The sequence below is a fragment of the Stackebrandtia albiflava genome (assembly GCF_007994225.1).
In the GTDB taxonomy this organism is placed as follows: Bacteria; Actinomycetota; Actinomycetes; order Mycobacteriales; family Micromonosporaceae; genus Stackebrandtia; species Stackebrandtia albiflava.
The window spans coordinates 123,687-147,959 of the sequence record NZ_VLLL01000008.1 but is presented as its reverse complement, the minus strand read 5'-3'; the positions used below and the strand labels follow the sequence as shown (position 1 = coordinate 147,959).

The following is a 24,273-nucleotide window of genomic DNA, read 5'->3' as shown; positions in this document are numbered from 1 at the left end:
CTGCGTTGCGGATTAGGTGCGGTGTGCGGATCGATGCGGAATCCGCACACCGCTCAGATCAGCCACCGATCATGCGTCCAGGTGGCCGTGTTTGATGGCTGTGAGCATGGCCTTCCAGTCGGTGGCCGGGGCGGTGAGGACCGGACCGGTGGGACGTTTCGAGTCGCGTACGGCAACCGTGTCCGCTGCTGCACCGACCTCGACACAGTTGGCGTTTCCGCCGCTGGCGCTTCGGGCGCTGCTGCGCCATGCAGCGATCTCCACGCACTGCCCGGGGCCACTGTCGCTACGTGAGGATTTGCGCCAAATCAGCCAATTAGGAGGGTCCTGCTCAATGTGCGGCATGGTCTGGGATGCGATCATTGAAGTTCCTTCAATGCATCACGGATGAAGTTCCGTGTCTTGGTGGGGCTCAATGCCGACCGTACCAAAGCGGCGTGCACCTGCCGAATTCTTGAGACCTTGCCGCTCTCTTCAAGGAAGGTACGGCCAGCGAGATTCTCGATGTAGGCGACCTCAGGAAACGGGTCGGGCATCTCGAAGTACGAAAACGGCCCCGCATAGCCCGCGTCCCACTCTGCGGTGATCGGGAGGAGGCGAATCTGGATGTGTGGCAGTTCCGAGACGGCCACCAGGTGTTCAAGCTGCTCGCACATGACGGTACGTCCTCCGACCATCCGAAGAATGGCCGCTTCCTCGAGCACCACCGACAACGGTGTCGTTCGATCTTGAAAAACGGTCTTCTGTCGCGCGAGGCGAATCTCGAGCTGTCGGTCTACGTGTTGGGCGGTTATCTCCGCTTCAGTGGCATGATCGACCACCGCTCGGATGTAGCCCGGCGATTGCAGGAGACCGTGGATCAGGAGAGGCGAGAATATGCGGATGCGCTTCGATCGAGCCTCAAGCCAGGTGTAGTCGAGAAAGCCGCGGTCTATGTCGGTGGTGTCACCGTCCCACCAGTCCTTCCGCCAGGAGTCCTTATTGAACTGGAGTAGCGCGTCACGTTCCAGGGGATCAGACACTCCATAGAGGTGGATCATCTCCTTGACATACGGGTGCCGCACTCTCACGGTGCCCTTCTCGAAGCGACTCAAAGTGGCATCGGTGAGATTCAGCTGCTCTCCCGCGGCCTTCAATGTGAGACCCGCAGCAACTCGAGCAGCCTTCAAACGCTCACCCAACCACTGGTTCCGCAGCGACAGAGAACGATTCTTCGACATGAGCGCCCCTCATGGTGGTAGCGGACCGTCATCGGCATGCAGGACCGCTATTGCGTAATATTACAAGCCATGCTAGCGTAATCGTGTTGCTACAGCAACTTGGAGTGATCTGAGTGGTTGTGGAGGCTTCCCCAGTTGCCGTCTTCGGGCGGTGGCGGGGAGGGAGAAGACCGGGGCGGGTCCTGAAGTTTGGCGACCTAAGTCCCGCCCCGGTCCTTCAACTAACGGAACTCGCGAAAGGAGCTCGCGCGGTCAACAGTCTGTCACACCGGGTCGTATCGCGGCCAGGTGTCGTCACCGGATCGCCCGTCACGGGCTGACTCGACGGTCCCGACACCCGCCACCCTACCGAGCCCCATTTCTCACGCTTTCCCGTAGCGCGCCGGTGGTCTTGCGCCGACAACGCCGCCGCGCCCGGTGGGCGGGCACTCATTCCGCCCGGTGCCTTGGTCGTGCCCTCCGCACGGCCGCAGCGCATCGACGGGTACCCGCCCACCGTCGGCCTCAACACCCGGCCCGATGCTCCCGCATCCACGTTCCCGGACTCCGAGCGAGGCATCGGCCGTTCCGCACATCCGGGCCGCGGTTCGGCTATTCGTGAAGCGCGCCGCGTCCGTCCACACACAGCAGACTTCGATCCGATTCCTCTGGGGGTACACCGTCATGGCGATTCGTTCGTGTAGCTACGAGATCCTGATACCCGGTGCCGACCCGGCACCACCGGCACCCGTTCACCCCGACCCGCACGTCAACGTGGTACTCACCGCGGTGGCACGCGCGGCCCGGACCAGGCGGTTCGCGTTCGTGCAGACCCGCGTCACCGAAGAGCGGGTCGACACGGGCCTGATCATTCACGGGGTGGAGAACCCCGACGGCACCGCCGTGGTCCTGGCCAAGGACGGGCACCCGTTCGGGTGGTTCACCACCGTGGACTCCGCACACGCCCGGATGCCGCTACCGGACATGTACCTGGTGTGGCTCGACCCGGAACGCGACCCCGACCTACTCACCGAAGCCGAGGCCAAAGCCGCCGCCCAAGACATCGACATCTACCTGATGGCGGTACCGTTCGCCGCCCTCGGCCTAGCCGACGCCCGGCAACGCGCACTCGACATCCTGGCCTGCCTGCAAGACACCGTGCCAGGAATGCTCGCCGAATCGGCGGGGATCTTCGACGCGGCCAGGTCCACCAGCTTCCTCACCCTGTACTGCCCCGAACCGGGTTGCACGCTCTCGCCGTACCACCACGGCGACCACCACATCACACCCGAACGCGAGGCGGCCTCCGCCGACGAACCCACCGCACAGCCGGTTCATGAGTCCACATCGGAATCAGTGATCACACCCCCAGCCGTGACCACCGAACCGGAGGGGGAATCCGGCACGCCAGTGATCGCCGACCCACCACCGGCCCCGACACCATCCCCCGTCGCTCAGACGACACCCGGGACCGAGGCGGCACCGGACAGCGCGTCCCGCCCGGCGGCAACACCACCGGCGACGTCGGGCCGACCGCCGCACGACCGCAAGCCCGGGGTGGAGCGATGACCGCCAGACCACCGGTCGTGACGCCCGCAGATGTGGACTGGATCGACTCCTACGGCGACGCCCAAGTCTGCGGACACCGGTTCACACGAGACGACATCCTGCGCCACGAGGCGATCTGGGACCGCCGCACCCACGACAACGCCTTGACATCCACCGCACGCCAACGCATCGCCGCCGCACTCACCGAAGAACTACACCAACGCAACGCCGACGCGCTCGCGGCACACACGCGGCAACACCAACCACCGCCCGAAACCGCCGCACCCGAACAACAGCCAAACCCGCCCGAGACCGTCGAAGAACCACGACAACCCGCCACCGAAGCACTCACCACCTGGCAACACGACCACCCGACCACCACCGTCACCTGGCGCGCCTGCGACAGCTGAACCCGACCCAACCCACTTGGTCCCCGCCAAGTCGCACTTGGTCCACGCCACGTCGCACTTGGTCCCCGTTAGATCGGGCTTGGTCCACGTCAAGTCGTGCTTGGTCCTCGCCAAGTGGGCGCAAATAGGCGTAAACCACGCATAACGGTCGCGGTCCGTCCACCGGAGCAGGACCAAGCGGAACCGGAAGAGGACCAAGCCGACGAGGACCAAGAGCAGCCGGGCGGGGACCAAGCGGCACCGGGCGAGGACCAAGCGGACTCCCCCAGAGCCACAGCGCGGAACGCCACCGCCACACCGCACGACACCCACGTACACGAAAACGGCGACCAGGCTGCGCCAACAGCCGGGCCGCCACACGGACGAGAAGCAAGGAGTTCTCGCCATGTCATGGTGCAGCATAACCAGTAACCAACAGACCACACAGATCGCCCGCGCCGAACGCATCCGCGCACTACACACACCCGGCAGACGCCAAGCCCGACACGGCTTCCGACGCCACTGCACCGAATGCCGCCAACACTGGCACCGCACAAGAGGCTGCGCCCCCTACCTCTGGGCCACCGACTACCTGTCCGCGCTCTCCAAAGTCGTCTACCCGAGAGCACCACACCGACCCAAAGGCAGACACCGCCCCGCCTACACCCGCGCACTACACCGGGCCACCCGAGCGGTACAGCAAGTCTCCCGGCCGGCTGCTACGCCATACCGCCCCCAACCGGGGTGCCACACCCTCCCCGCCTGGTAGCGGTCGCAGCGCTCGCGCCGCGCCGAACAACCAGGCCACGATGTCCGACGCGGCGCCACTCCAGCACCCACGCTCGCCAAGTCTAGAAACACCTCACGTCACAGACGTCAACTCACCACGCCAAAGATCATCCCAACGTATGATGCGTTTATTGCGATTACTGCGAATACTCTTATAGGAGGTGTGTTATGCCCAAACACAAGACACTCGGTTCAGTACCGGCAGGCTCAGTACCGACGGAAATCGCTGAACGGGCTTCTCGTCGTATTCGTGATTACCTGGACCGGCATCCCGAGAAGCCCGACACCATCGAAGTGAAGATGGAACACGGCGAACCGTCGCTCGTCCTACCTAGGCAAGCCGTGGTGATGTTCGCGAAGATCCTGGCCCAGCTAGCAGAGGGCGAAGGTGTATCCATCGTCCCTTCCCACGCCGAACTGACCACGCAGCAAGCCGCCAACCTGCTGAACGTGTCACGCCCCTACCTCATCGGCCTGCTCGACTCCGGTGATATCCCGCATCGCAAAGTCGGAAGACACCGACGGGTCAGGCTCGCCGACCTACAGGAGTACCAACGCAAAGATGACGCCACGCGGAGAAAAGCAGCTGACGACCTGGGCGAACTCACTCAGGAACTGGGGTTGTATCCGTGACGGTGACTGTGGTGTACGACGCCTGCGTGTTGTACCCGAACACACTCAGAGACCTACTCATACGAGTTGGGCAAGCCGGCCTGGTCCGCGCTCGGTGGACGGAGAAGATTCTCGACGAAGTCATGAACGCCCTGAAGGCGAACCGGCCGGACATCGTTCCGGCAAAGCTGAACAGGCTGAGAGAACTCATGAACCAATCGATACGTGACGTGTTGGTCACGGGATACGAAGGTCTCGAAGACGGCATATCGCTGCCCGACCCCGATGATCGACACGTGGTCGCCGCAGCGGTGCGCTGCCACGCCGAACTGATCGTCACCGCGAACCTCCGAGACTTTCCGGAAGAGAACCTGGAAAGTCTCGGGGTATGCGCGATCGGACCGGATGATTTCCTCGCCGACCTCGTCAATCTTCACGAGCGTGAGGTGTGGGCGTGTATTCAACAGATCGCCGACTCCCGCCTTCACCCGCCAGAATCAACTGAAGACGTCCTCAACCAGCTCGAACACTCCGGCTTGATCGTTACTACCACGCTCATCAGGTCGACCTGACCCAAGCACAGTCCCGTGCCACGTCACGGCCTAAGCCGCCCGGTCATCGGGCGAGCTGTTCCCGCTCTGAGGGGCAAGCTGGTCCGCGGATGGTGGTTCACGCCCACCTGCTCCGCTCCAGTGATGGCCTTGACCACCACACCCGTTCGAAAGTATGTTCGAAGGATGACCGTTCGGCCACATCTCCGTCCGAACATGTACGGCGGTGGCCGGGGCGGCCCTATCATCGACGGCGTGCCGGATCTGGAACTCGAACGCAGCGCCCTCCTGGCGCTGCTTTCGCTCGACGGTGTCCAGTGGGGCAAGGTCGCCGACCAGGTCATAGACGCACCCAGCATCCTCCCGCTGCTCGACACGTACGTCAACGGTGCCGACAACCTGTTTCCGATCGCCGACGTGAAGGAACGGCTCCACGAAGCCGACGAGCAGATCAGCGAATGGGAAGCGGCCGGCATCACCGTCCGTGCGTACTTCGAGCCCGACTATCCCGCGCAGCTACGGGAAATCCATGAAATGCCGCCCCTGGTGTACTCCAAGGGCACGCTGCGCGATGACCCACGCGCAGTGGCGGTCGTGGGAAGCCGTAACGCCTCCGACGTCGGCCTACGCCGGGCCACCAACATCGCCACCGCTCTGGCCCGACAGGACGTGACAGTGGTATCCGGGCTCGCCGCCGGCATAGACGCCGCCGCTCATCGGGCGGCACTCACTTCCGGCGGTCGCACGGTCGCGGTACTGGGGACCGGCGTCGACCGTTACTACCCTCGGGAGAACACCGAACTACAGGACGAGATCGCGGCACGGGGTCTGGTCCTCAGCCAGTTCGCGCCCGGCGCACCGCCACGGCGTCAATCGTTTCCGATGCGGAACATCACCATGAGCGGCTACGCCGCCGCCACCGTGATCGTCGAAGCGTCCGAACACAGCGGCAGCCGGATCCAGGCGCGTCGCGCACTGGGCCATGGCCGCTTCCTCATCCTGTTGGAGAACGTGCTCCGCAACGACTGGGCTGCGCGACTCGCTGACGAGCCGGGAGTCACCGTCGTGAAGACGTACGACGAACTCGACGTGGCCGTTGCCGAAGCGTTGGAACCTGCTTCCGTCGACCTGTCGTCCATGGACCCATTTGATGCCGGTGAATGACCGGAGATTTCACGCCGAAGTCGCCCGGCAATCGCACTATCTCACGCCGCCGGTCACCATCCCCGGCGATTCGTGCGTCGCCTGCTACGGCGCCAAAGGCCCCGGCTATACCCATTGCAAGCCCTGCCAAGCCGCGCTCGATCCGGAACATCGCCTGGCAGATGCCGTGGTGCCCATCTCATATGCGCTGAAGGGCGAACAGCATGCGCAGGTACTCACGTTCTACAAGCGAGACGATGCCACCGATGCACAACGGTTTCAACTCCACGCCCTACTGTGGATGTTCCTCAACCGTCATCAGCGCTGCCTGGTCTCAGCCGCCGGCGGCCGATTCAGCCATCTTGTGATCGTCCCCAGCACCCGGGGTCGGACCGGTGTCCATCCGCTGGCGAGACTCGTCACGCTCTCGCTGCCGACCGTCGCCGTCACCGTCAACACCGCGCACGCCGGCGGCCGCGAATTCCACACCAACCGGTTCGAGGTACGCGATCACATCGACAGGGCCCGCGTCCTCATCATCGATGACACCTGGACGACCGGCGCCCGAGTGCAATCCCTGTCGCACGCCCTCAAGGTCTCGGGCGCGGCCAGTACCGTCGCAGTGGTCCTCGGGCGCCGGCTCAACCTCGACTACCCACCCACCGCCGCGCTGTGGAGGGCCGCCCAACGGCGCCGGTTCAGCATCGCGCACTGTGTCTTGGAAGCACAACGCCTTCCACCAGTCACACAACGCATATCATCGCGCCACAGCAGCAATCGACCGAAGGACTGACCATGCGGCCACGTCTCCAACAGCTCCACGTGGAGAACTTCCGTAGTCTCCGCGATGTCACCGTGGAGCTCGGTGGGCTGAACGTACTCGTGGGGCCGAACGGCGCCGGCAAGAGCAACGTGCTTCAAGTACTGGCGTTCCTCGGCAGAATCGCCGAGTCCGACCTTCCGGCGGCGTTGGACGACATCTGGCCGAAGGTGATGTTCGGCAGCGCGGAAAGATCGGACGACGCGCTGGCCGTATCGGTCACCGGGACTTGGACCGGCGGTGATGAAGGCGACGACTATCGCTTGCGGATCGGCCGCATCGGCGAGGATGGTTGGCACCGAACGGAACTCTTCCACTTCGCGGACAGTGACCTGCCGATGAAGATGTTGGTAAGCCACGACAATCTCGTCGTCGGACCAACCGACGGATCGTTGACGGAGCCGGCGCGTTCCTCCCGCCACTCAATACAGCTTGGCGTGGATGAACAGACAAGCGCGCTCGCGCTAATTCCGAGACTCACCATGGAATTCGGTGGTCGCGAAGTCACCGCGTTGGCGCAATTCCTGCAGCGGATCCGATTCATCGACTCCGACATCACGAACCTGCGGCAGACCGGCGGCCACAGCCGGTACCGGCCCAAGTCGGCGGTACGGCTCGCCGACGATGCCGGCAACCTCGCCGCTTACCTGCTCATGCTGCATGACATGCACCCGGACGGCTTCGCCGACTTGCAGGCCGATGCGGTGTCGGTGCTGCCCCAGCTCGAGTCGATCGATTTCGAGTTCCCGTCCGGACCGGCACGCGAAGCCATCGTCGTCCTGCATGAAACCGGCTTGCGTCGTCCCATCGAACTCGCCGACGCGTCGCTGGGCACCATCCGGCTCATCGCGCTTCTCGCGGCGTTGCATGACCCGACGCCTCCACCGTTGACGTGTATCGAGGAGATCGAATTCGGGTTGCACCCGCAAGCGCTGGAGCTGCTGGTCGAGCGGCTGCGTGAGGCGTCCGAGCGGACGCAACTGATCGTGGCGACCCACTCCCCCACGTTCGTCGACAGGCTCCGGCCCGACGAGATCATCGTGTGTGAACGCCGAGACGACGGGTCCTCGGCCATTCCCGCGATCAGTACCGAACAGATCCGGGAGATCGTCGCCGCCAGTGAAGACGAACCGCTGGGAAGACTGTGGTTCTCCGGCGCCTTGGGCGGCGACATATGAGCCGACCTGAACAGGGCGTCGTCGTGCTCGCCGGCGAGGACCGCAACGATCGTGAGTTCCTGCGACTCCTTTTGAACGACATCTGTCCGGAATCGGTGGGCCGGGTCGCAGAAATCAAAGACGCCGTAAGGCTGCGAGCAGCCAACCAACAACTGGCCAGTCGGGTGAAGGCACTGCACAAGCTGGCCAAGGGTGTCGCGGCACGCAAACGCGCACCCCTCGCGTGCCTGATCGTCTGCGAAGACTACGACGCTGTTGAATGCACTGCGGCACGACACGCTCAACAGCGCGTGCAGGCGGAACTGACCCGTCAGATCGGCGGCAGCCACTACCTGCTCGCGACTGCGGAGCTCGAAGCCTGGCTTCTGCTGTACCCGGATGTGCTCGACGGATACCAGACCGGCTGGCGGGTACCGAAACAGCGACGCCGAATCGATACCGGGATGATTCACGATCCCAAGCAGGTTCTCAAGTCCGAGGTGAGTTCCCCCAAGCGCCGGTATCGAGAATCCGACGCCATCGAAATCCTCCGCCGAGTGCTCGGCACCGGGCAACTCCACAACCCCACCGGCCGCAACACGTCCTGGCACCACCTCCACACCGAGCTGACCAACTGCCTCCATCACGCATGACGGTGGCGGCCGCGCCGGGCCGCTGGCCAGCCGTCAGCCTTGGTGCTTCCAAGCCTCACGGGCAACCGCGACATGCGTGGCGTGATATTGGATGTACTCCGGAATGATGTGGTGCGATGCATCGACGGAGAGTTCACCAATGCACACGTCGGTACGAGTATCGATCACTTTGCCGTTAGGATCTACCGAAATCGCGCCACGATCGAACAAGACATGATGGTTCGGGCATAGACACAAAAGGTTCTCAAGCCTATCCGGCCCATTATGCGGCTCGCCCAGCCCTCGGATATGGGCAGCCTCTGCGTACTTTCCCGTGGGTGTTTTCAACTGCACATTACAAACTTGGCACTGGTAGTCGTAGAGTTCTTTGACTTTTTGCGCCAGTGCAACCCGCCGAATTTGCACCCGCACTTTGCGTTCCATACGCCCAACTGGGGAGCTGATTTCTGCCGCGGCCGCCTGGTCCTCAGGGGCCGCATCAAGTGCGATCTCACCAATCGCCTCCAAGCGGAAGCGCCAAGTGACGAACCCGCTGTCTTCTTCTTTTCCTTGGTCCCGCCAGAAGTCAGCCACCCGGTATAGGCCGCTGTACCGGTATCCGTCCTTCGGGGAGTACCGCGTCTTAGCCTTCGCACCGCGAATGACCCGTACCGGTTGGCCGGTCGTGACATTCTGACTCAAACCTAGATTGCCTTTGGTGAGCTGCTGGTCACCGATCCGCTTCTTGGCCTTCGAGTCATGTCCGCCCTCACCGGTGTAGATGATGAGATCGCCTTGGTCCTTGTCCGCGTACTCACCAGCGAGCACCACGGACTCCGCCCCGTCCTTGCCTCCAACGATGCCCATCTGAGGGTTGCGGTGAACGCCCGCCTTCGCCGCTTCCATCCGGTTGTCGAATCGAGACCCGACTGGGTATCCAGCGATCTCCCCGTAGGTTCTGCGCATAGGCCAACGCTATACGTAGATACCGACATGTATAGATCCCGGCCGGACTCGTTACGCAGCAACGGATCGGATCGCGCCACCAGGATCCGGAGACAACCTCAGGCACGGTCAGGGGACTACAGTGAAGACCTCGGTCAGGATGGCGTCTCGGAGTTGCCGCACGTCGGTGTCACGGCCGTTGAGGCTGCCGGTCGCCTCGAACTCCAGCATCAATCCGGCTCCCGGAACGGTGAGGAAGACGAGCGCCATACTGTCGTTCTCGGCGCCGCAGTAGGGTTCGCCGGAGGCCGCCTCCTCGCTGAACTCGGTCGGCCCCGAATTGAACGGCACATCGTCATCGGACGTGGTCGTCCAGTAGACGAGGCACGGGCCCGCTTCTTCGGACCCGTCCTGGAGCGCTTCTGAGTAGCTCCGCACATCACCGGAGCCGAACTCGTGTACCCGCAGCATCCCGACCGCGTAGTCGAGCAGTCCGTTGCCGCGGGCGGTGTAACAGGCCTCGTCGCGGTCTTCGAGGACTTCATCGGTGACATCAGTGACCTCGCCGGCGTATGTCTCGACGCCCGACCGGATCGCCGCGCACACCTCGTCGATCACGGCGTGATCCACCTCTGTGACAACGACGTCACCAGTCGACAGCTCCGAGGAGGCAGCGGACGGCACCTCTCGAGGCGCGACGTCATCGGCGCAGCCTGCGACCAACATGCCAGCGATAGCGATGACCACAACCGCGCTCCGCGAGTCGATCCGCATCGGGTTCCCACGCTCCGTCCAAGTCGCTTCCCCCACCACCGTGCGGGTCTCGATGCTGGGTCCTGCAACAGAACCGCCCACCGAGCACATCCCCACATCACGGTGCTTCCCCAAAGATCCCGCACCGGCGATGCGACCTGCTGGCTGTCCCACAGCCGGCTTGCGCCACACAATACCGCCCCTGCAAGGATTCTCGATTTCAGTTATAGTTCAGTCACAGCCCAGAGTCACGGCTTGGCTATACCAGAAGACGCCCCGGCAGCGCCATCCCCATGCCCGCTTCAGCATGCGCTCTTCACGTCCACACACGGGAGAAACGGTTGACCGCCCCTTATCCAGCGAGCTTGTTCATCCACCCGACCGCGCTCAAGCAGATGAACAGGATGCCTCACGGCCTACGCGTCAAATGCGATAAGGCAATCGCGCACTTCGAGCGAGACCGCAGCCATCCTGGCCTGCAGTTCAAACAGCTGAAGAGTTCGCCTCACTACTCGATACGAATCGACCAAGACTACCGGGGAATCCTGCAACGAACCAAAGGCGAGACCTTTCTTCTGATCGCGGTGTCGGCTCGGCAGAGCGTGTACGACAACCTCCCCGAGGACGTCGCGACTGACGTCAACCGGGTCACCGGCGAGTTCGAGGTGATACCCCTAGACGACGTCGAGAAGGTGGCCGCCGCCGAGCCCAGAGCAGACGCCGCCATCGCGGGAACCCAGGTCCCCCCGCCACTCTTCGACGGTTTCACTGACAAGGAGCTCGTCGACCTCGGCGTCGCACCAGTCCTGATGCCGTCAGTACGTGAGATCCGCACCGAGACCGGCCTCTTCCGCCTGGTCGACGTCATCCCACAGCACAGTGCGAACGTGCTGATTGAACTCGCCACCGGTACCAGCATCGATGACGTGTACGAGAAGATCACTGCACCGAGGGTGACCACTGATGTCGACGTGACCGACATCGACTCCGCCGTCGAACGCACCATCGGGACTGCGGTCCGCTCCGACGATCCGGCCGTAAAAGCGATGCTGGAAGGCGACTTCGAGGCATGGCGGCTGTTCCTGCATCCCTCACAACGGGCTCTCGTCGAAAGCGACCATCGCGGCCCGGTCAAGGTCTCCGGTGGGCCTGGGACCGGTAAGACCGTGGTGGCCCTTCACCGGGCAGCCCGGCTGGCCCGAGCCGCGGAACCCGACGACCGGATCCTGTTGACGTCGTACTCGGCGAACCTCGCCGCCGATCTCGAAGACAAGTTGCGTGGGATTCTACCCAGGGAGCTCGCTGGCCGAGTTGAGGTTGCCAATGTGGACAAGATTACGCGACGGATAGCCTTCGCCGGCCTGAGACCGGCGCCTCAGATAGCCGACACACAGCAACAACGTGACCACTGGCAGACGGTCCTCGACGCGGCCGGTGAGACCGAGTTCGACGTGCCGTTTTGCATCGACGAATGGCAACACGTCGTGAGCGCTCAGATGATCAACGCGCAGCACGAGTACGAGTCGGCGCCGCGCATCGGCCGCATCCGTCGGATGAGCCGGGCGCAACGCGCCCGGTACTGGCAGCTGCTTACGGCATTCAAGAAGCGACTGCAGGACGAAGGCCAGTGGACGTTCGAACAGGTGCAGCTGCGAGCCGCCCTCTCCGAGGAGATGCGCCGCATGATGGAGCCCGCGCGGTACCAGCACGTCATTGTTGACGAGGCACAGGACCTGACCGCGGCACATTGGCGACTGCTACGCGCCCTGGTGGAACCGGGCGCCAACGACCTTTTCGCCGTCGGAGACCCACACCAACGGATCTTCGCCCAGCCGGTGACGCTGAGCAGCCTCGGAATCAACGTCAAGGGACGCTCCCGCCGACTGGAGATTAGCTACCGCAGTACCCGGCAGATCCTCGCTACCGCCACGTCGGTCATGGCCGGCTCCACGGTGGATGATCTAGACGGCGGCATCGACGACCTCACCAGGTATCGCGCGATCGTGTCGGGAACCGATCCCCGGTTCGTCGCGACCGATTCGACCGACACGGAACTGGACGCGATCGTTGCGCAGATCAAGGAATGGGATCACGTAGACCGCACCGCGATCGCTGTGTGTGCCCCGTACACGCACCAGGCAAAGCGATTGGCCGCCCAGTTGAGTGCCGCCGGAATCCCCACTGAGCGGCTCGGCAAGACTCCCCCCACCGAGCCCGACGCCATACACGTGGCGACCATGGCGCGGCTGAAGGGCCTAGAGTACCGGTGCATCGTCATCTGTGGAGTCAACGCAGACCAATTCCCGCGCGGCTTCGCCACCGAACTGGCCGATGCCGACCCCACCGCCTACCAAGCCGCGATGCAGCGTGAGCGCGCGCTCCTGTTCGTCGCCGCCACCCGCGCTCGCGACGCCCTCACTTTCGTCTGGCATGGCGAACCCACCGAGTTCCTACGGAGCAGGCTGCGAGAAGGCCAGAGGTACCGTGCATCACGCAAAGGTCATCCGTCGTCAGCGACGGGCTCGCGCATGGATTCTCCGGGGGACGTCTGCCACGGTGAGCCCTAGCGCTGTTCCACGCAGGTAAGACGACAAGAACTATCACGCGGACAGTCGGCCAGCGCGGCGTGGCCGGGGCCGAGCCGGGCCGTAGGGCTCGTCGCCGCGTGGGGCGGAGCCGGGCCGGCGGGCCGGGGAGCGGGGTGGGTGCCGGGGGTCTACCGGTAGGCGGCGCGCTTGATGGCTTCGAGTTCTCGCTTGTCGTCGGCGGAGGCGTTCGCCCACCACTTCGGGAAGTGGTGGCTCACATGCGATATGCCGTACGCGATCGCGGCTTCGACGATCTCGTTCGGGATCTGTTTGGCCATTGTTCACTCCAGGAGCCGTACGGGTTCACATCGAGGGTAGGTGACGGTTTCCGCCACTCCTGTCCGGTGTCCGACATGTGCGGTAACCAGCGTCGAAGCGGGCCGGCGTACCGATACGGGCACCGGCCCGGGCGGCACCACGGTGGGGAGGGCACGCGCCTCGCTGCGGGGGCTCGCCGGGGCGACCGGCACACCACCGACCTGCGCGCCCGCCGCCTCCCGACCGCCCGCCGCCCGGCTTGCGGAGGCGGGCACGTGCCGGACCTGCCCCCGGTCGATCCCTTCCCGTGCAATGATTCCGTGGCATGACCCTCCCACGAACAGCCGTACCCGGCGGTGGGCGATGTCCCGAGCCGCCACGGGGATGCCCGTGATGCACTCATCGCCGACCGGGCCGTCCGGCCGCGCGTCACGGAGTACCGCCCCGGGGAGGGCGGCCGTGGAACGCGCCTTCGACGACTTCGAAGCGCTCACGAATCTGCCGACGGCGCCGGACTCGCCCTCCCCGAGCGGGTACGTGTGCCGGTCGGCACGGGCCGGGCCTCCACGGCACCGGCACCACGTCGGACTGACGGTGTCGACCGGCTACTTCCGGGAGACACTGGAGTTGTCCGACCATTCCGGTATCGACCACGCCATGGACCTGTTGGTCAGCTGCGCGCCCGTCATCGACCATAATCCGAGACTGACGGTGTTGCCCTCGGTGAAACCGTTGCCCTACGGCGCTTACGACAATCAGATGGTCTTCGACATGAACTCGGCGGCGGGCGTCGCGGCCATCGCGTGCTCACTGGTGCGAGGGGATGATCCGGGGACGTGGTGGACCGAGGGCGACCGGACCGATACGGACTTCCTGCTCTCCTGGAACAGCGGTGTCGGCCCCGAGTGCCGGTTTCCCGCGTCGGCAGCGATCCCGTTCGACGCCGCGCGGCTGGCCGTGCATGAGTTCTTCGACCTCGACGGCGGCGGACTGCCCGGTGGTGTCCGCTGGCAGAAGGCACCCGAAGACCACTGGTAGTCGCGCCCTTCCCGGCCATGTCTCGACGTCGCCGCCGTCTGCGAGGTGGCGGTGTCGCCGGTGGGGTGACGGGGCGCACGGTGGCGGTGTGTCCGACTCGTGCCGGGATCGTGCAAGCCCGCCGCAGACTGGCTGACGTACGCACCCACCGGCCTTCGGGATCAGTCACGGAGGTAGGGCTCGCACCGGTCCGCGAGGAGGCCGGTGGGTGCGGTACGCATCGAGGACACCACACGGCTCGCCGCGGCGCCCGCTCCCCGCCGGAACACGGGACCGAGACCGGCACCCGGCGGCTCCGCCTCCCGGCCACGGCGGTCCGCGCAAGACAACACACGGAACCGGCGGTGCGGCGACGGCGAACCCAGGAGGCACGTGAACGACGCGACCTTGCCCGGCGCGGGCGGCGACGACCCGACCGGTCATGGCGGTGGGCCGGCCGTCTCAAAGCCCGCCCCGTCGGGCTCGGATCTCGACGGGGCACGGCGGGCCGTGGTGGAACGCGCCTTCGGGAACCTCGCGGAACCGGACGACGGGACGAAGCCGCCGCCCGTCCCGAGCGGGTACGTGTGCCGGGAGGACCGCGCCGACGCCCGGCGTTGGCGATACGTCGAGTTCTTCCTGCAGACCCGGTACTTCCGGGGGACCTTCGAGGTGAGGGGCCATCACGGCATCGACCACATGATGGACCTGTTGTTCGTCTACGGTCCGGTGATCGGGCACAATCCCCGGCTGTCGGTCATGTCCTCGGTGTCACCGGACGGCGGCCATGACAACCAGATGGTCTTCGACCTGGACGTCGGGGCCGGTGTCGCGGCGATCGCCTGTGCGATGCTCCGAGGCGACAAGCCCGGGACCTGGTGGACCGACGGCGGCGAGGCCGACACGGACTTCGGGCTGTACTGGCACGGTGAAGGACCGGGGTTCGAGTTCCCGGCGTCGGCGGCGATCCCGTTCGACGCCGCGCGGCTCGCCGTGCACGAGTTCTACGACCTCGACGGCGCCGCCCTTCCCGGCGTCGTGCGGTGGCAGAAGGCACCGGAGGACTACTGGTGACCACGACGCCGGACGGTCTGCCGAAGCCCCTACGGCGGGTAGTGCGGCACGCTCCGTACCGGCTCCGGAACGGAACGGTGCCGCGCGGCGGCATCACATCTTACGGAAATCTTTCGTCGTGGCCGATTCGGCGACTGTTTCATTGACCCCGCCACGGCACTGCGAGAGAGTGAAACGTGAATCGCATGCCTTGGCGATTCACAACACATTGGAGGATGAAGATGCCCAACACATCAAGGCGCACCTTCCTGACCGCGGCGGTGGCGATTCCCACGACCGCGGCGGTCGTCGGGCTCACCAGCGGCACCGCCCACGCCGCGGAGTTCAAGTGGAGTCGCAAGCTGCGCAACGGCACATCCGGTTCGGATGTGAAACAGCTCCAGATCCGCATCGCCGGTTACCCCGGTTACAACGCGGTCCTCGCCATCGACGGTAAGTTCGGCGCCAAGACGGAAGCGGCCCTCAAGCGTTTCCAGGGCGCGTACGGTCTCGCCAAGGACGGGGTGGCCGGTCCTAACACCTACTCGAAGATCTATGCGCTTCAGGACAGTGACAACACGCCGATCCACTTCAAGTACAGCGAGCTCAACAAGTGCAACAGCACCTGGGGTGGCGGTAACGTCTCGGCGGCCACGGCCAAGGAGAACGCGCGGCGTCTGATGTGGAAGCTGGAGGCGCTGCGTCACGCGCTGGGCGACAAGCCGATCACCATCAGCAGCGGTTTCCGCAGCAAGTCCTGCAACAGCGCCGTCGGAGGGCATTCCTCCAGCCGGCACCTGTACGGTGACGCCGCCGACCTCACCGGCACGCATTCGTTCTGCACCATGGCGAAGCGGGCGCGTTACCACGGGTTCGCCAACATCCTCGGTCCCGGTTATCCGGGGCACAGCGACCACGTGCACGTCGCCTCCGGCGGCACCACCTGGTCGGCCTCCCGCTGCTTCTGACCCGAGAACCCGGGTGCCGAGGATGTCATCTCGGCACCCGGGGGCGGCTCCGGTTCGTTCTGCGAGGAGGAGAAGCGCGCGACGCAGGCGTGACTCCATCATGGAGCCTACAAGCGGCGATGTGGGGATATCCCTATTTCTTACGGCAATCTTACGAACGCCGATTCCGGCTCCGGACCGGATTGACGACACAGTAGAGCCCCGGCATTCTGATGCCGAATCGCGTGCCCCGTAGGCGATTCACTTCACATTGGAGGAAATCCAGATGCCGAACACTTCACGTCGCACGTTCCTCGCGGCCGCCGTGGCGATTCCGACGACGGCGGCAGTCGTCGGTCTCACCGGCGGCACCGCCCACGCGGCGGAGTTCAAGTGGACCCGCACCCTTGAGAAGGGCATGTCGGGCAGTGACGTCAAGCAGCTCCAGATCCGGGTTGCCGGATACCCCGGCTACAACGCCGTACTGGCCATCGACGGCGAGTTCGGTGACAAGACCGCGGCGGCCGTGAAACGTTTCAAGCAGGCGTACGGCCTGAACGCCGACGGCATCGCCGGCCCGGCGGTGTTCAAGAAGATCTACGCCCTTCAGGACAGTGACAACACGCCGATCCACTTCAAGTACAGCGAGCTCAACAAGTGCAACAGCACCTGGGGCGGCGGTAACGTCTCGGCGGCCACCGCCAAGGAGAACGCGCGCCGTCTGATGTGGAAGCTGGAAGCCCTGCGCCACGCGCTCGGCGACAAGCCCATCACCATCAGCAGTGGCTTCCGCAGCAAGTCCTGCAACAGCGCCGTCGGAGGACACTCCTCCAGCCGGCACCTGTACGGTGACGCCGCCGACCTCACCGGCAGCCACTCCTTCTGCACCATGGCGAAGCGCGCCCGCTACCACGGATTCGCCAACATCCTCGGCCCCGGCTACCCCGGACACAGCGACCACGTCCACGTCGCCTCCGGCGGCACCACCTGGTCCGCCTCCCGCTGCTTCTGACCGGACGACCGTACCGCTCGCGATAGCGAACGCGGCCTTCCCGCCCCGGCCGACCGCCTCGGCCGGGGCCCACCGCGCGGCCCGCGCCGCGCTTCACATCGCCGTGACCGGGGCTCGGGCCTTCCCCACGCCATGTCCTTCGACGACCTCTCGACTATCCATCCGTTCCGCGATCACGACCGTGGAGGTAACGATGTTCCGAGGATCCCGACGCACCCTCCTGGCCGCGGCGGTGACGCTACCGGTCACCGCCGCGGTGGTCGGCGTGACCGGTGGCCCCGCCCAGGCCGCCGAGTACCGGTGGCCGGCCACCCTCGCCGAGATGACTTCCGCCGACATCCGCCAGTTGCAGATACGCCTGGCCGGCTACCCGGGCTACCGAGCGGTGTTGGCCGTCGACGGGGTGTTCGGCCCGAGGACCAGGGCCGCGCTTCTCCGTTTCAGTGCCGCCTACTCCCTGCCGGACGACGGCGGTACGGGGGAGGCGGTCTTCGACAAGATCTACCAGCTACAGGACAGTGACAACACGCCCGTTCACTTCGACTACGCCGAGTTCGATCAGTGCGACGACGACTGGTCCGGTGGCGCGGTGTCCACCGCGACCGCCAGGGAGAACGCCCGGCGGTTGATGTGGAAGCTGGAGGCGTTGCGTCACGCGCTCGGCGACCGGCCGATCACGGTCGTCGGTGGTTTCCGCAGCCGGGCGTGCAATGACGCGCTGGGCGGCGAACCGGACAGCCGGCACCTGTACGGGGACGCGGCGGACATCGTCGCCGGTTCGCCGTGCGAGGTGGCGCGGCGTGCCGGGTACCACGGTTTCGGTGAGATATTCGGGGCGGGGCGACCCGGTCACGGTGACGGTGTCCACGTCGCCTCGGGCGGCTCCGTCTGGTCCGCCCCGGGCTGTTTCTGACGGTTCGCGGGCGCGAACGTGCCCGCGCCGTCGGGCGGCGCGGGCACGTCTCGACGTCACCGAGCGACCGGTGGCGTCGATCAGCAGGAGCCCCACGAACTCCACGCGCTGCATCCGTAGCTGCAGTTGGAGCGGTAGCAGCAGGACCGGTAGCGGCAGTAACCGCCGCTCATCTGGCGTTCCTGGATGCAGTCCGGCGGGCAGCCGGCGGAGGCGTTGCGCTCCGGCACGAACTTCGACAGCATCTTGTCACCGAACTTCTCGAACAGTCGCATGACGGTTCCTTTCACACATTGAGGGACGGATCCGTTGCGGCCCATGGACCGACGGTGACCATCGTAGGGCACGCACATCGACTGTGGTCGATGTCGATGTGTCGCTTTCGGTCTCTCGCCTGTGGGCGCGGTTTCCCGATCCGGTGTACGGCAGTGTTTCCCCGCCCGTGCCGCTTGTGTACCCCTAGGGGGTAGGGGTATCTTGAAATGGTCCGGCCGCACGACCGAAGGAGCACCCGTGTCCACCCATCCGCACTCCCCGCCCACCGGCCTCGGCCGCATCCTGCGTTGGTGGCCGATTCCGGCCGCGGTGGTGCTCGCCGTTTTCGCGCTCGGCCTGCCGTTCCCCGGCGCCGAACCCGGTCCGCTGGTCACCCGGCTGGGGCAGATCCTCGTGATCCTCCCGTTCATCTACCTGCTGACGGCCAAGATCGGGCGCCCGGCGGCGACCTGGCCGGTCCTGTTCGCCAGTACCGCCGTCGTCGTCGCGCTGCAGTTCGTGGACGAGTCGGCCCCCGCGATCGGGTTCGGCGTCCTGACGCTGGCAGTGCTGGCGTGGAGCGTCGCGGACGGCGACTGGCGGTCCCGTGGCTTCCGGATCCAGGCCACCGGAATGGCCCTGTTCGGCGCCTTCGCGGTCGGTTGGCTGTTCACCGCGCCTGAGACGGCCGTGTACCTGATCGCGGCGGGCTGGTTCCTCCACGCCTTCTGGGACCTCGCCCACCTCCGCCGCGGCGCGCCGGTGGCGAGGTCCTACGCCGAATGGTGCGCGGTCGTGGACCTCCTCATCGGGGTGGGCGTCGTCCTCGTCCTGCGGTGACCGGCGGCATCACCCCGGTGGATCGGCCGCGCCCCGCCACGCCCGGTTGACCGTCATCGCCAGGCCGTCGACGTCCTTGACGACACCGGAGGCGGTGGCCGGGACCAGGGTGACCGGTTCGCCGGTGTCGTCGTCGACGACGTCGAGCGGCCCACCGTCGCGCTGAAGGTGCCGGTCACCCCACTGCATCAACGCGATGAGGACGGGCACGAGTTCGCGGCCGGCGCCGGTCAGCACGTATTCGTCGCGGGTCCGTCGGCCGGGTTCCCGGTACGGGCGTTTGGCGAGGACGCCGAGCTCCACCAGGCGCCGCAGCCGGGCTGCGGCGACCGCGTCGGTGACGCCGGCGCGGGCGGCGAAGTCGTCGAAGCGGGTCGTGCCGTACCAGGCCTCCCGGAGGATCAGCATGGTGGACCGGTTCCCGATGGCGTCCATGGCCTTGGCGATGGAGCATTCATCGGCACGCCAGCGTGAGCGATCGGCCAGGGGTCCTCTCAGTCTCACCATGGCGACATACTACCCAGCTGACTTTACAGTTCGATAGTCAGCAGCTAAGGTCTGACTATGCCTTCACATAGTCAGCTGCGGGACGCCGTCATCGTCGCCGCCGTCCGCACGCCGATCGGCCGGGGAAGACCCACCGGGGCGTTGCACCACGTGCATCCGGTGGACCTGCTCGCCCACGTCCTGCGCGAAGTCGTCGATCGGGCCGGAGTCGACCCCTCCCAGATCGACGACGTCATCACCGGGGCCGTCTCCCAGGTCGGCGAACAGGGCGCCAACATCGCGCGGCGCGCCGTACTCGCCGCCGGCTTCCCCGAGACCGTTCCCGCCACCACCGTCGACCGGCAGTGCGGCAGCGGTCAGCAGGCGATCCACTTCGCCGCCCAGGGCGTCGCCTCCGGCGCGTACGACATGGTCATCGCCTCGGGCGTGGAATCGATGAGCCGCGTACCGATGTGGTCGGCGCTGACCGGCACCGATGACCCGTTCGGGACCGGATTCGCCCGGCGCTACCCGGAAGGCCTCGTACCGCAGGGAATCGCCGCCGAGCTCATCAACGCGCGCTGGAACCTGGGCCGCACCGCGCTCGACGAGTTCGCCCTCGCCTCCCACGAAAGGGCCGCGCACACGGCGGCGACCGGGGGATTCGACGCCGAGACGGCACCGCTGCCGGGACTCGCCCACGACGAGGGCGTCCGCACCGGAAGCGACCTCGACATACTGAGTCGGCTGCCCGCGGCCTACCACGACGAGGCGATGGGCCGCCGATTCCCACAGATCCGGTGGGACGTCACCGCCGCCAACACCAGCCAACTCAGCGACGGAGCCGCCGCCGTCCTCATCACCGACGGCGACACCGCGCGCCGTCTCGGGCTCACACCCCTCGCCCGGCTGCACTCGTTCGCGGTCACCGGGGACGACCCGCTGTACATGCTGACCGCGATCATCCCCGCGACCGCGCGGGTGCTCCGCCGCGCCGGGCTGCGCATCGACGACATCGACCTGTTCGAGGTCAACGAGGCGTTCGCCTCGGTGGTGTTGGCCTGGCAACGGGAGACCGGCGCCGACCCCGTCAGGGTCAACGTGCACGGTGGAGCGATCGCGTTGGGGCATCCGTTGGGCGCCAGCGGTGCCCGCCTCATGACGACCCTGGTACACGCGCTGGCGGCACGCGGCGGACGTTACGGGATGCAGCTGATGTGCGAGGCGGGCGGCATGGCCAACGCCACGATCGTGGAACGGTGGTGAACGACCGGTCCACCGACGACGCGTCGCGCTACTGTGGACGTGAACACCACGTCGAAGGGGGCGATCACATGACCGAGGACGCGAACCGGCCGGACGACCTGGAGACCCGGGGCAAGGGCATCTCCGGCGCACCCGACACCGAACCGGCCGGAGACGACGACACGTCCCCCACACCGGAGGACGACACCGCGACCGGCGACGGCAAGGGCATATCCGGTTCGCCGGAGTGACCGCCGTGTTCCCGGGCGGCTCAGCGGGTAGATTCCCGGCATGGAGCTGCTGACTGAGTGGGGACGAGACCTGGATCCGGAATCGGTGCTGCCGGAATACCCCCGGCCGCAACTGAGACGGGACAGCTACCTGAACCTCAACGGCCGCTGGGACTACGCGATCCGGCCGGTCGGTGAACCGGTACCCGCCGAGTGGGACGGCGAGATCCTGGTGCCGTTCTCGCCCGAGGCCCCGTTGTCGGGCGTCGGCAGGCGGCTGGAACCCGACGACCTGCTGTGGTACCGGCGGAACGTCACACTCCCGGCCGGGTTCCAGGCCCCCGGCGGCCGGGTCCTGCTGCACTTCGGTGCCGTGGACCAGAGCTGCCGGGTGTTCCTCAACGGCCACCAGGTCGGCGCGCACATCGGCGGTTACCTGCCGTTCCACTGCGACATCACCGAGGAACTGCGAGACGGCGACAACGAACTCGTGGTGGCCGTCCGCGACGTCACAGACACCGGGTTCCACGCGGTCGGCAAGCAACGCCTGGAACGCGGCGGCATCTGGTACACGGCGCAGTCGGGGATCTGGCAGACCGTGTGGCTGGAGAGCGTCCCGGTGCAGCACGTCGCGGCGCTCACCCTGACCCCCGACCTCGACCGTTCCGGTGTCCTGGTCACCGTGCACGCCGACATCGCCGGGGACGCCGAGGTCACCGTCCTCGACGGCGGCCGGCCGGTGGCCGCCTCGACGGTGCCGACCGGGGCACCGACCCTGCTGCGCATCCCCGACCCCCGGTTGTGGACGCCCGAGGACCCGCACCTGTACGACGTGGTCGTGGAACTGGCCGACGACCGGGTCGAGAGCTACACGGGCATGCGGTCGTTCGGAGTGGGCCCCGACGCGTTCGGCACGCCGCGGCTGCTCCTGAACGGGGAACCGTACTTCCACGCCGGGCTGCTCGACCAGGGCTACTGGCCCGACGGCCTGTACACGCCGCCGTCCGACGACGCGATGGTGTACGACATCGCGACGATGAAACGGCTCGGCTTCACGATGCTGCGCAAGCACATCAAGATCGAACCGCTGCGCTGGTACCACCACTGCGACCGGCTGGGGATGCTGGTGTGGCAGGACATGGTCAACGGCGGCGGCCCGTACACTCCCCCGGCGGCGCACCCGCCGTCGCCCGACCACATCGCCGACGACGACCACCCGGTGTTCGGACGCGCCGACGTCGATGGCCGCGACGAGTTCATGACCGAACTGGAGCGGACCGTGCGGCTGCTCGACAGCGTCGTCGGGTTGGCGGTGTGGGTGCCGTTCAACGAGGGCTGGGGCCAGTTCGACGCGGCCCGGGTCGCCGCCCGGGTACGGGAACTCGATCCCACCCGGCTCGTCGACCACGCCAGCGGCTGGCACGACCAGGGCGCCGGGGACATCCGCAGCGTCCACACCTACATCACCGCGTTCGAGGTGCCCGCCGACCGGGACGACCGGGTGTTGTGCCTGACCGAGTACGGCGGCTACAGCCTCGCGGCGCCCGGCCACGTGTGGGGTGACGACGGCTTCGGGTACCGCGAATACCCCGACCGGGACGCGTTGGCGGAGGCGTTCACGGCACTGCACACCGACCAGATCCTCCCGGCGATCCCGCACGGCCTGTCGGCGACGGTGTACACCCAGGTGACCGATGTGGAGGACGAACTCAACGGCCTGTTGACGTACGACAGGGCGGTGTTGAAGATCCCCGCCGAGGTGGTCAGGGAGACGACCCGGCGGCTGCGCCTGGAGTGAACCACCCGCACACCGTGGCGTCGACGGGAAACGGGTTGCGCACCCCGGTGCGGCGGTGTGTGATCCACGGTATGACGATCCTGTGCGTTGAGCCGCGAGTCGACGCGTTGACCGAGATCGCCGAGGCGCTCGCCACCTGGCAACACGACGACACGCCGATGCAACTGCACCCGGGCGACCTGGGTTGGTTCCGGCGGTTCGGCCCCGAGACGGCGGCCGCGGCGGTGCGGACCTGGAGCCGGGACGGGCGGATCCTGGCGGTGGGCCTGCTGGACGAGCCGGCACTGCTGCGGCTGACGACCGCACCGGAGGCGCGGCGCGACGACGAGCTGGCGGCTCGGATCGCGTCCGATCTGGCCGCGCCGGGTCGCGTGCTACCGGCGGGGAAGGCGTACGTCGAGGTACCGGTGGACGCGCGGCTCCGGGAACTGCTGTCGCAGGGCGGCTGGGCCGACGACGAGTCCCGGACACCGCTGCGCCACGACCTGACGGAGCCGGTCGCCGATCCCGGGCTGCGGATCGCGGTGGCCGGCCCCGGCCAGGTGTCCGACCGGGTCACCGTGCAGCGGGCGGCGTTCGAGAGCTCGACGTTCACCGAGGAACGTTGGCACGCGATGGCCGCCGGGCCCCGCTACACCGAGGCCAGGTGCCTGGTCGGGTACGACGACGAGGACACGCCGGTGGCGGCGGTGACGGTGTGGTCGGCGGGTCCGGGAAGGCCCGGGCTGATCGAGCCGATGGGTGTGCACCGGGATCACCGCGGCCGCGGCCACGGCACCGCGATCACCGTCGCCGCGGCGGCGGCACTGCGGGAGATGGGCGCGTCCACTGCGATCGTGTGCACCGGCACCGGGAACACCGGCGCCGTCGCGACCTACCGGGCCGCCGGTTTCCGTCCGCTGCCGGAGGTCCGGGACCTGCGCCGGGATTGAGCGTCCAGGTCGGTGCGTCGTGAACCCGCGTCGGCGGAACGTCCCGTGCGCGGCTCGGTCGTGGCGTCTCGGAGTCCACACCAGACCCGGGCGGGCGGCCCGGTGCCCGCACGTGGCCGTCACCGGCCGAAGGTGAGGGACACCCCCATCCGCCGGCGCGG

26 protein-coding genes are annotated in these 24,273 nt (G+C 66.5%); 19 read left to right on the top strand and 7 right to left on the bottom strand.

Annotated elements, in window-relative coordinates; genetic code table 11:
• Nucleotides 1–69: 69 nt before the first annotated feature.
• Both LX16_RS21750 and LX16_RS21745 read right to left on the bottom strand, forming a co-directional pair.
• Nucleotides 70–363, bottom strand: coding sequence for a DUF397 domain-containing protein (locus tag LX16_RS21750; protein ID WP_211354686.1), 294 nt, complete (start codon nt 361–363; stop codon nt 70–72).
• Nucleotides 360–1,220: a helix-turn-helix domain-containing protein gene (locus tag LX16_RS21745; RefSeq protein ID WP_147142457.1), complete on the bottom strand. Its 861-nt coding sequence runs from the start codon at nt 1,218–1,220 to the stop codon at nt 360–362. Before LX16_RS21745 ends, LX16_RS21750 begins: the two co-directional genes overlap by 4 nt.
• A gap of 663 nt (nt 1,221–1,883) precedes the next feature.
• Between LX16_RS21745 and LX16_RS21740 the strand changes: the two genes are divergently transcribed.
• The 8 genes from LX16_RS21740 to LX16_RS21705 all read left to right on the top strand — a co-directional run bounded on the left by LX16_RS21740 (nt 1,884) and on the right by LX16_RS21705 (nt 8,861).
• Nucleotides 1,884–2,768: a hypothetical protein gene (locus tag LX16_RS21740; protein WP_147142454.1), complete on the top strand. Its 885-nt coding sequence runs from the start codon at nt 1,884–1,886 to the stop codon at nt 2,766–2,768.
• Complete coding sequence (locus tag LX16_RS21735; protein ID WP_147142452.1) at nt 2,765–3,157, top strand: hypothetical protein; 393 nt, start codon at nt 2,765–2,767, stop codon at nt 3,155–3,157. Before LX16_RS21740 ends, LX16_RS21735 begins: the two co-directional genes overlap by 4 nt.
• A 936-nt stretch (nt 3,158–4,093) precedes the next feature.
• Nucleotides 4,094–4,558 carry a helix-turn-helix domain-containing protein gene (locus LX16_RS21730; RefSeq protein ID WP_147142449.1) on the top strand — a complete coding sequence of 155 codons (465 nt, stop codon included), beginning with the start codon at nt 4,094–4,096 and terminating at the stop codon, nt 4,556–4,558.
• Complete coding sequence (locus LX16_RS21725; protein WP_147142446.1) at nt 4,555–5,109, top strand: PIN domain-containing protein; 555 nt, start codon at nt 4,555–4,557, stop codon at nt 5,107–5,109. Before LX16_RS21730 ends, LX16_RS21725 begins: the two co-directional genes overlap by 4 nt.
• A gap of 234 nt (nt 5,110–5,343) precedes the next feature.
• Complete coding sequence (locus LX16_RS21720; protein WP_211354685.1) at nt 5,344–6,252, top strand: DNA-processing protein DprA; 909 nt, start codon at nt 5,344–5,346, stop codon at nt 6,250–6,252.
• Complete coding sequence (locus tag LX16_RS21715) at nt 6,239–7,024, top strand: hypothetical protein (protein ID WP_147142443.1); 786 nt, start codon at nt 6,239–6,241, stop codon at nt 7,022–7,024. Before LX16_RS21720 ends, LX16_RS21715 begins: the two co-directional genes overlap by 14 nt.
• A 2-nt stretch (nt 7,025–7,026) precedes the next feature.
• Nucleotides 7,027–8,229 carry an AAA family ATPase gene (locus LX16_RS21710; RefSeq protein WP_147142440.1) on the top strand — a complete coding sequence of 401 codons (1,203 nt, stop codon included), beginning with the start codon at nt 7,027–7,029 and terminating at the stop codon, nt 8,227–8,229.
• A complete protein-coding gene (locus tag LX16_RS21705; protein ID WP_147142438.1) occupies nt 8,226–8,861 on the top strand; it encodes a hypothetical protein in 636 nt (211 codons plus the stop codon). The genes LX16_RS21710 and LX16_RS21705 overlap by 4 nt, the downstream gene beginning before the upstream one ends.
• Nucleotides 8,862–8,894: 33 nt before the next feature.
• Here the strand turns inward: LX16_RS21705 and LX16_RS21700 are convergent, their stop codons facing one another.
• Together LX16_RS21700 and LX16_RS21695 are read right to left on the bottom strand one after the other, a co-directional pair.
• On the bottom strand, nt 8,895–9,806 hold the full coding sequence (locus tag LX16_RS21700; RefSeq protein ID WP_147142435.1) for a YDG/SRA domain-containing protein: 912 nt from the start codon (nt 9,804–9,806) through the stop codon (nt 8,895–8,897).
• 108 nt (nt 9,807–9,914) lie between these two features.
• On the bottom strand, nt 9,915–10,559 hold the full coding sequence (locus tag LX16_RS21695) for a hypothetical protein (RefSeq protein ID WP_147142433.1): 645 nt from the start codon (nt 10,557–10,559) through the stop codon (nt 9,915–9,917).
• Nucleotides 10,560–10,903: 344 nt separating this feature from the next.
• Between LX16_RS21695 and LX16_RS21690 the strand changes: the two genes are divergently transcribed.
• Nucleotides 10,904–13,105, top strand: a complete 2,202-nt coding sequence (locus LX16_RS21690; RefSeq protein ID WP_147142430.1) for a UvrD-helicase domain-containing protein — start codon at nt 10,904–10,906, stop codon at nt 13,103–13,105.
• Between the two features lie 149 nt (nt 13,106–13,254).
• Here the strand turns inward: LX16_RS21690 and LX16_RS26730 are convergent, their stop codons facing one another.
• Nucleotides 13,255–13,404 carry a hypothetical protein gene (locus tag LX16_RS26730; protein WP_158645686.1) on the bottom strand — a complete coding sequence of 50 codons (150 nt, stop codon included), beginning with the start codon at nt 13,402–13,404 and terminating at the stop codon, nt 13,255–13,257.
• A gap of 439 nt (nt 13,405–13,843) precedes the next feature.
• On the opposite strand from LX16_RS26730, the gene LX16_RS21685 reads away from it, so the two are divergent.
• From LX16_RS21685 to LX16_RS21665, 5 genes are all read left to right on the top strand, one after another.
• Entirely contained in the window at nt 13,844–14,422 is a 579-nt protein-coding gene (locus LX16_RS21685; RefSeq protein WP_158645685.1) for an Imm1 family immunity protein, read from the top strand.
• A gap of 372 nt (nt 14,423–14,794) precedes the next feature.
• Entirely contained in the window at nt 14,795–15,475 is a 681-nt protein-coding gene (locus tag LX16_RS21680) for an Imm1 family immunity protein (RefSeq protein ID WP_147142425.1), read from the top strand.
• Nucleotides 15,476–15,696: 221 nt separating this feature from the next.
• Nucleotides 15,697–16,422, top strand: coding sequence for a D-Ala-D-Ala carboxypeptidase family metallohydrolase (locus tag LX16_RS21675; RefSeq protein ID WP_147142421.1), 726 nt, complete (start codon nt 15,697–15,699; stop codon nt 16,420–16,422).
• 265 nt (nt 16,423–16,687) lie between these two features.
• Entirely contained in the window at nt 16,688–17,413 is a 726-nt protein-coding gene (locus LX16_RS28035; protein ID WP_147142418.1) for a D-Ala-D-Ala carboxypeptidase family metallohydrolase, read from the top strand.
• A gap of 193 nt (nt 17,414–17,606) precedes the next feature.
• Nucleotides 17,607–18,326 (top strand): D-Ala-D-Ala carboxypeptidase family metallohydrolase, encoded by a 720-nt coding sequence (locus tag LX16_RS21665; RefSeq protein ID WP_147142415.1) that lies wholly within the window; start codon nt 17,607–17,609, stop codon nt 18,324–18,326.
• An 80-nt stretch (nt 18,327–18,406) separates the two neighbouring features.
• Here the strand turns inward: LX16_RS21665 and LX16_RS21660 are convergent, their stop codons facing one another.
• A complete protein-coding gene (locus tag LX16_RS21660) occupies nt 18,407–18,601 on the bottom strand; it encodes a hypothetical protein (RefSeq protein WP_147142413.1) in 195 nt (64 codons plus the stop codon).
• Nucleotides 18,602–18,839: 238 nt separating this feature from the next.
• Here LX16_RS21660 and LX16_RS21655 point away from each other — a divergent pair, with 238 nt between their 5' ends.
• Entirely contained in the window at nt 18,840–19,421 is a 582-nt protein-coding gene (locus LX16_RS21655) for a DUF6010 family protein (RefSeq protein WP_147142410.1), read from the top strand.
• A 9-nt stretch (nt 19,422–19,430) separates the two neighbouring features.
• Here LX16_RS21655 and LX16_RS21650 read toward each other — a convergent pair whose 3' ends face one another.
• A complete protein-coding gene (locus LX16_RS21650) occupies nt 19,431–19,928 on the bottom strand; it encodes a winged helix-turn-helix transcriptional regulator (protein WP_147142407.1) in 498 nt (165 codons plus the stop codon).
• A gap of 75 nt (nt 19,929–20,003) precedes the next feature.
• Here LX16_RS21650 and LX16_RS21645 point away from each other — a divergent pair, with 75 nt between their 5' ends.
• From LX16_RS21645 to LX16_RS21630, 4 genes are all read left to right on the top strand, one after another.
• On the top strand, nt 20,004–21,173 hold the full coding sequence (locus LX16_RS21645) for an acetyl-CoA C-acyltransferase (RefSeq protein ID WP_147142985.1): 1,170 nt from the start codon (nt 20,004–20,006) through the stop codon (nt 21,171–21,173).
• A complete protein-coding gene (locus tag LX16_RS21640) occupies nt 21,167–21,403 on the top strand; it encodes a hypothetical protein (protein ID WP_147142404.1) in 237 nt (78 codons plus the stop codon). The genes LX16_RS21645 and LX16_RS21640 overlap by 7 nt, the downstream gene beginning before the upstream one ends.
• 40 nt (nt 21,404–21,443) lie before the next feature.
• Nucleotides 21,444–23,180: a glycoside hydrolase family 2 protein gene (locus LX16_RS21635; RefSeq protein ID WP_147142401.1), complete on the top strand. Its 1,737-nt coding sequence runs from the start codon at nt 21,444–21,446 to the stop codon at nt 23,178–23,180.
• Nucleotides 23,181–23,251: 71 nt separating this feature from the next.
• Nucleotides 23,252–24,112 carry a GNAT family N-acetyltransferase gene (locus LX16_RS21630; protein WP_147142398.1) on the top strand — a complete coding sequence of 287 codons (861 nt, stop codon included), beginning with the start codon at nt 23,252–23,254 and terminating at the stop codon, nt 24,110–24,112.
• The last annotated feature ends 161 nt before the right edge of the window (nt 24,113–24,273 follow it).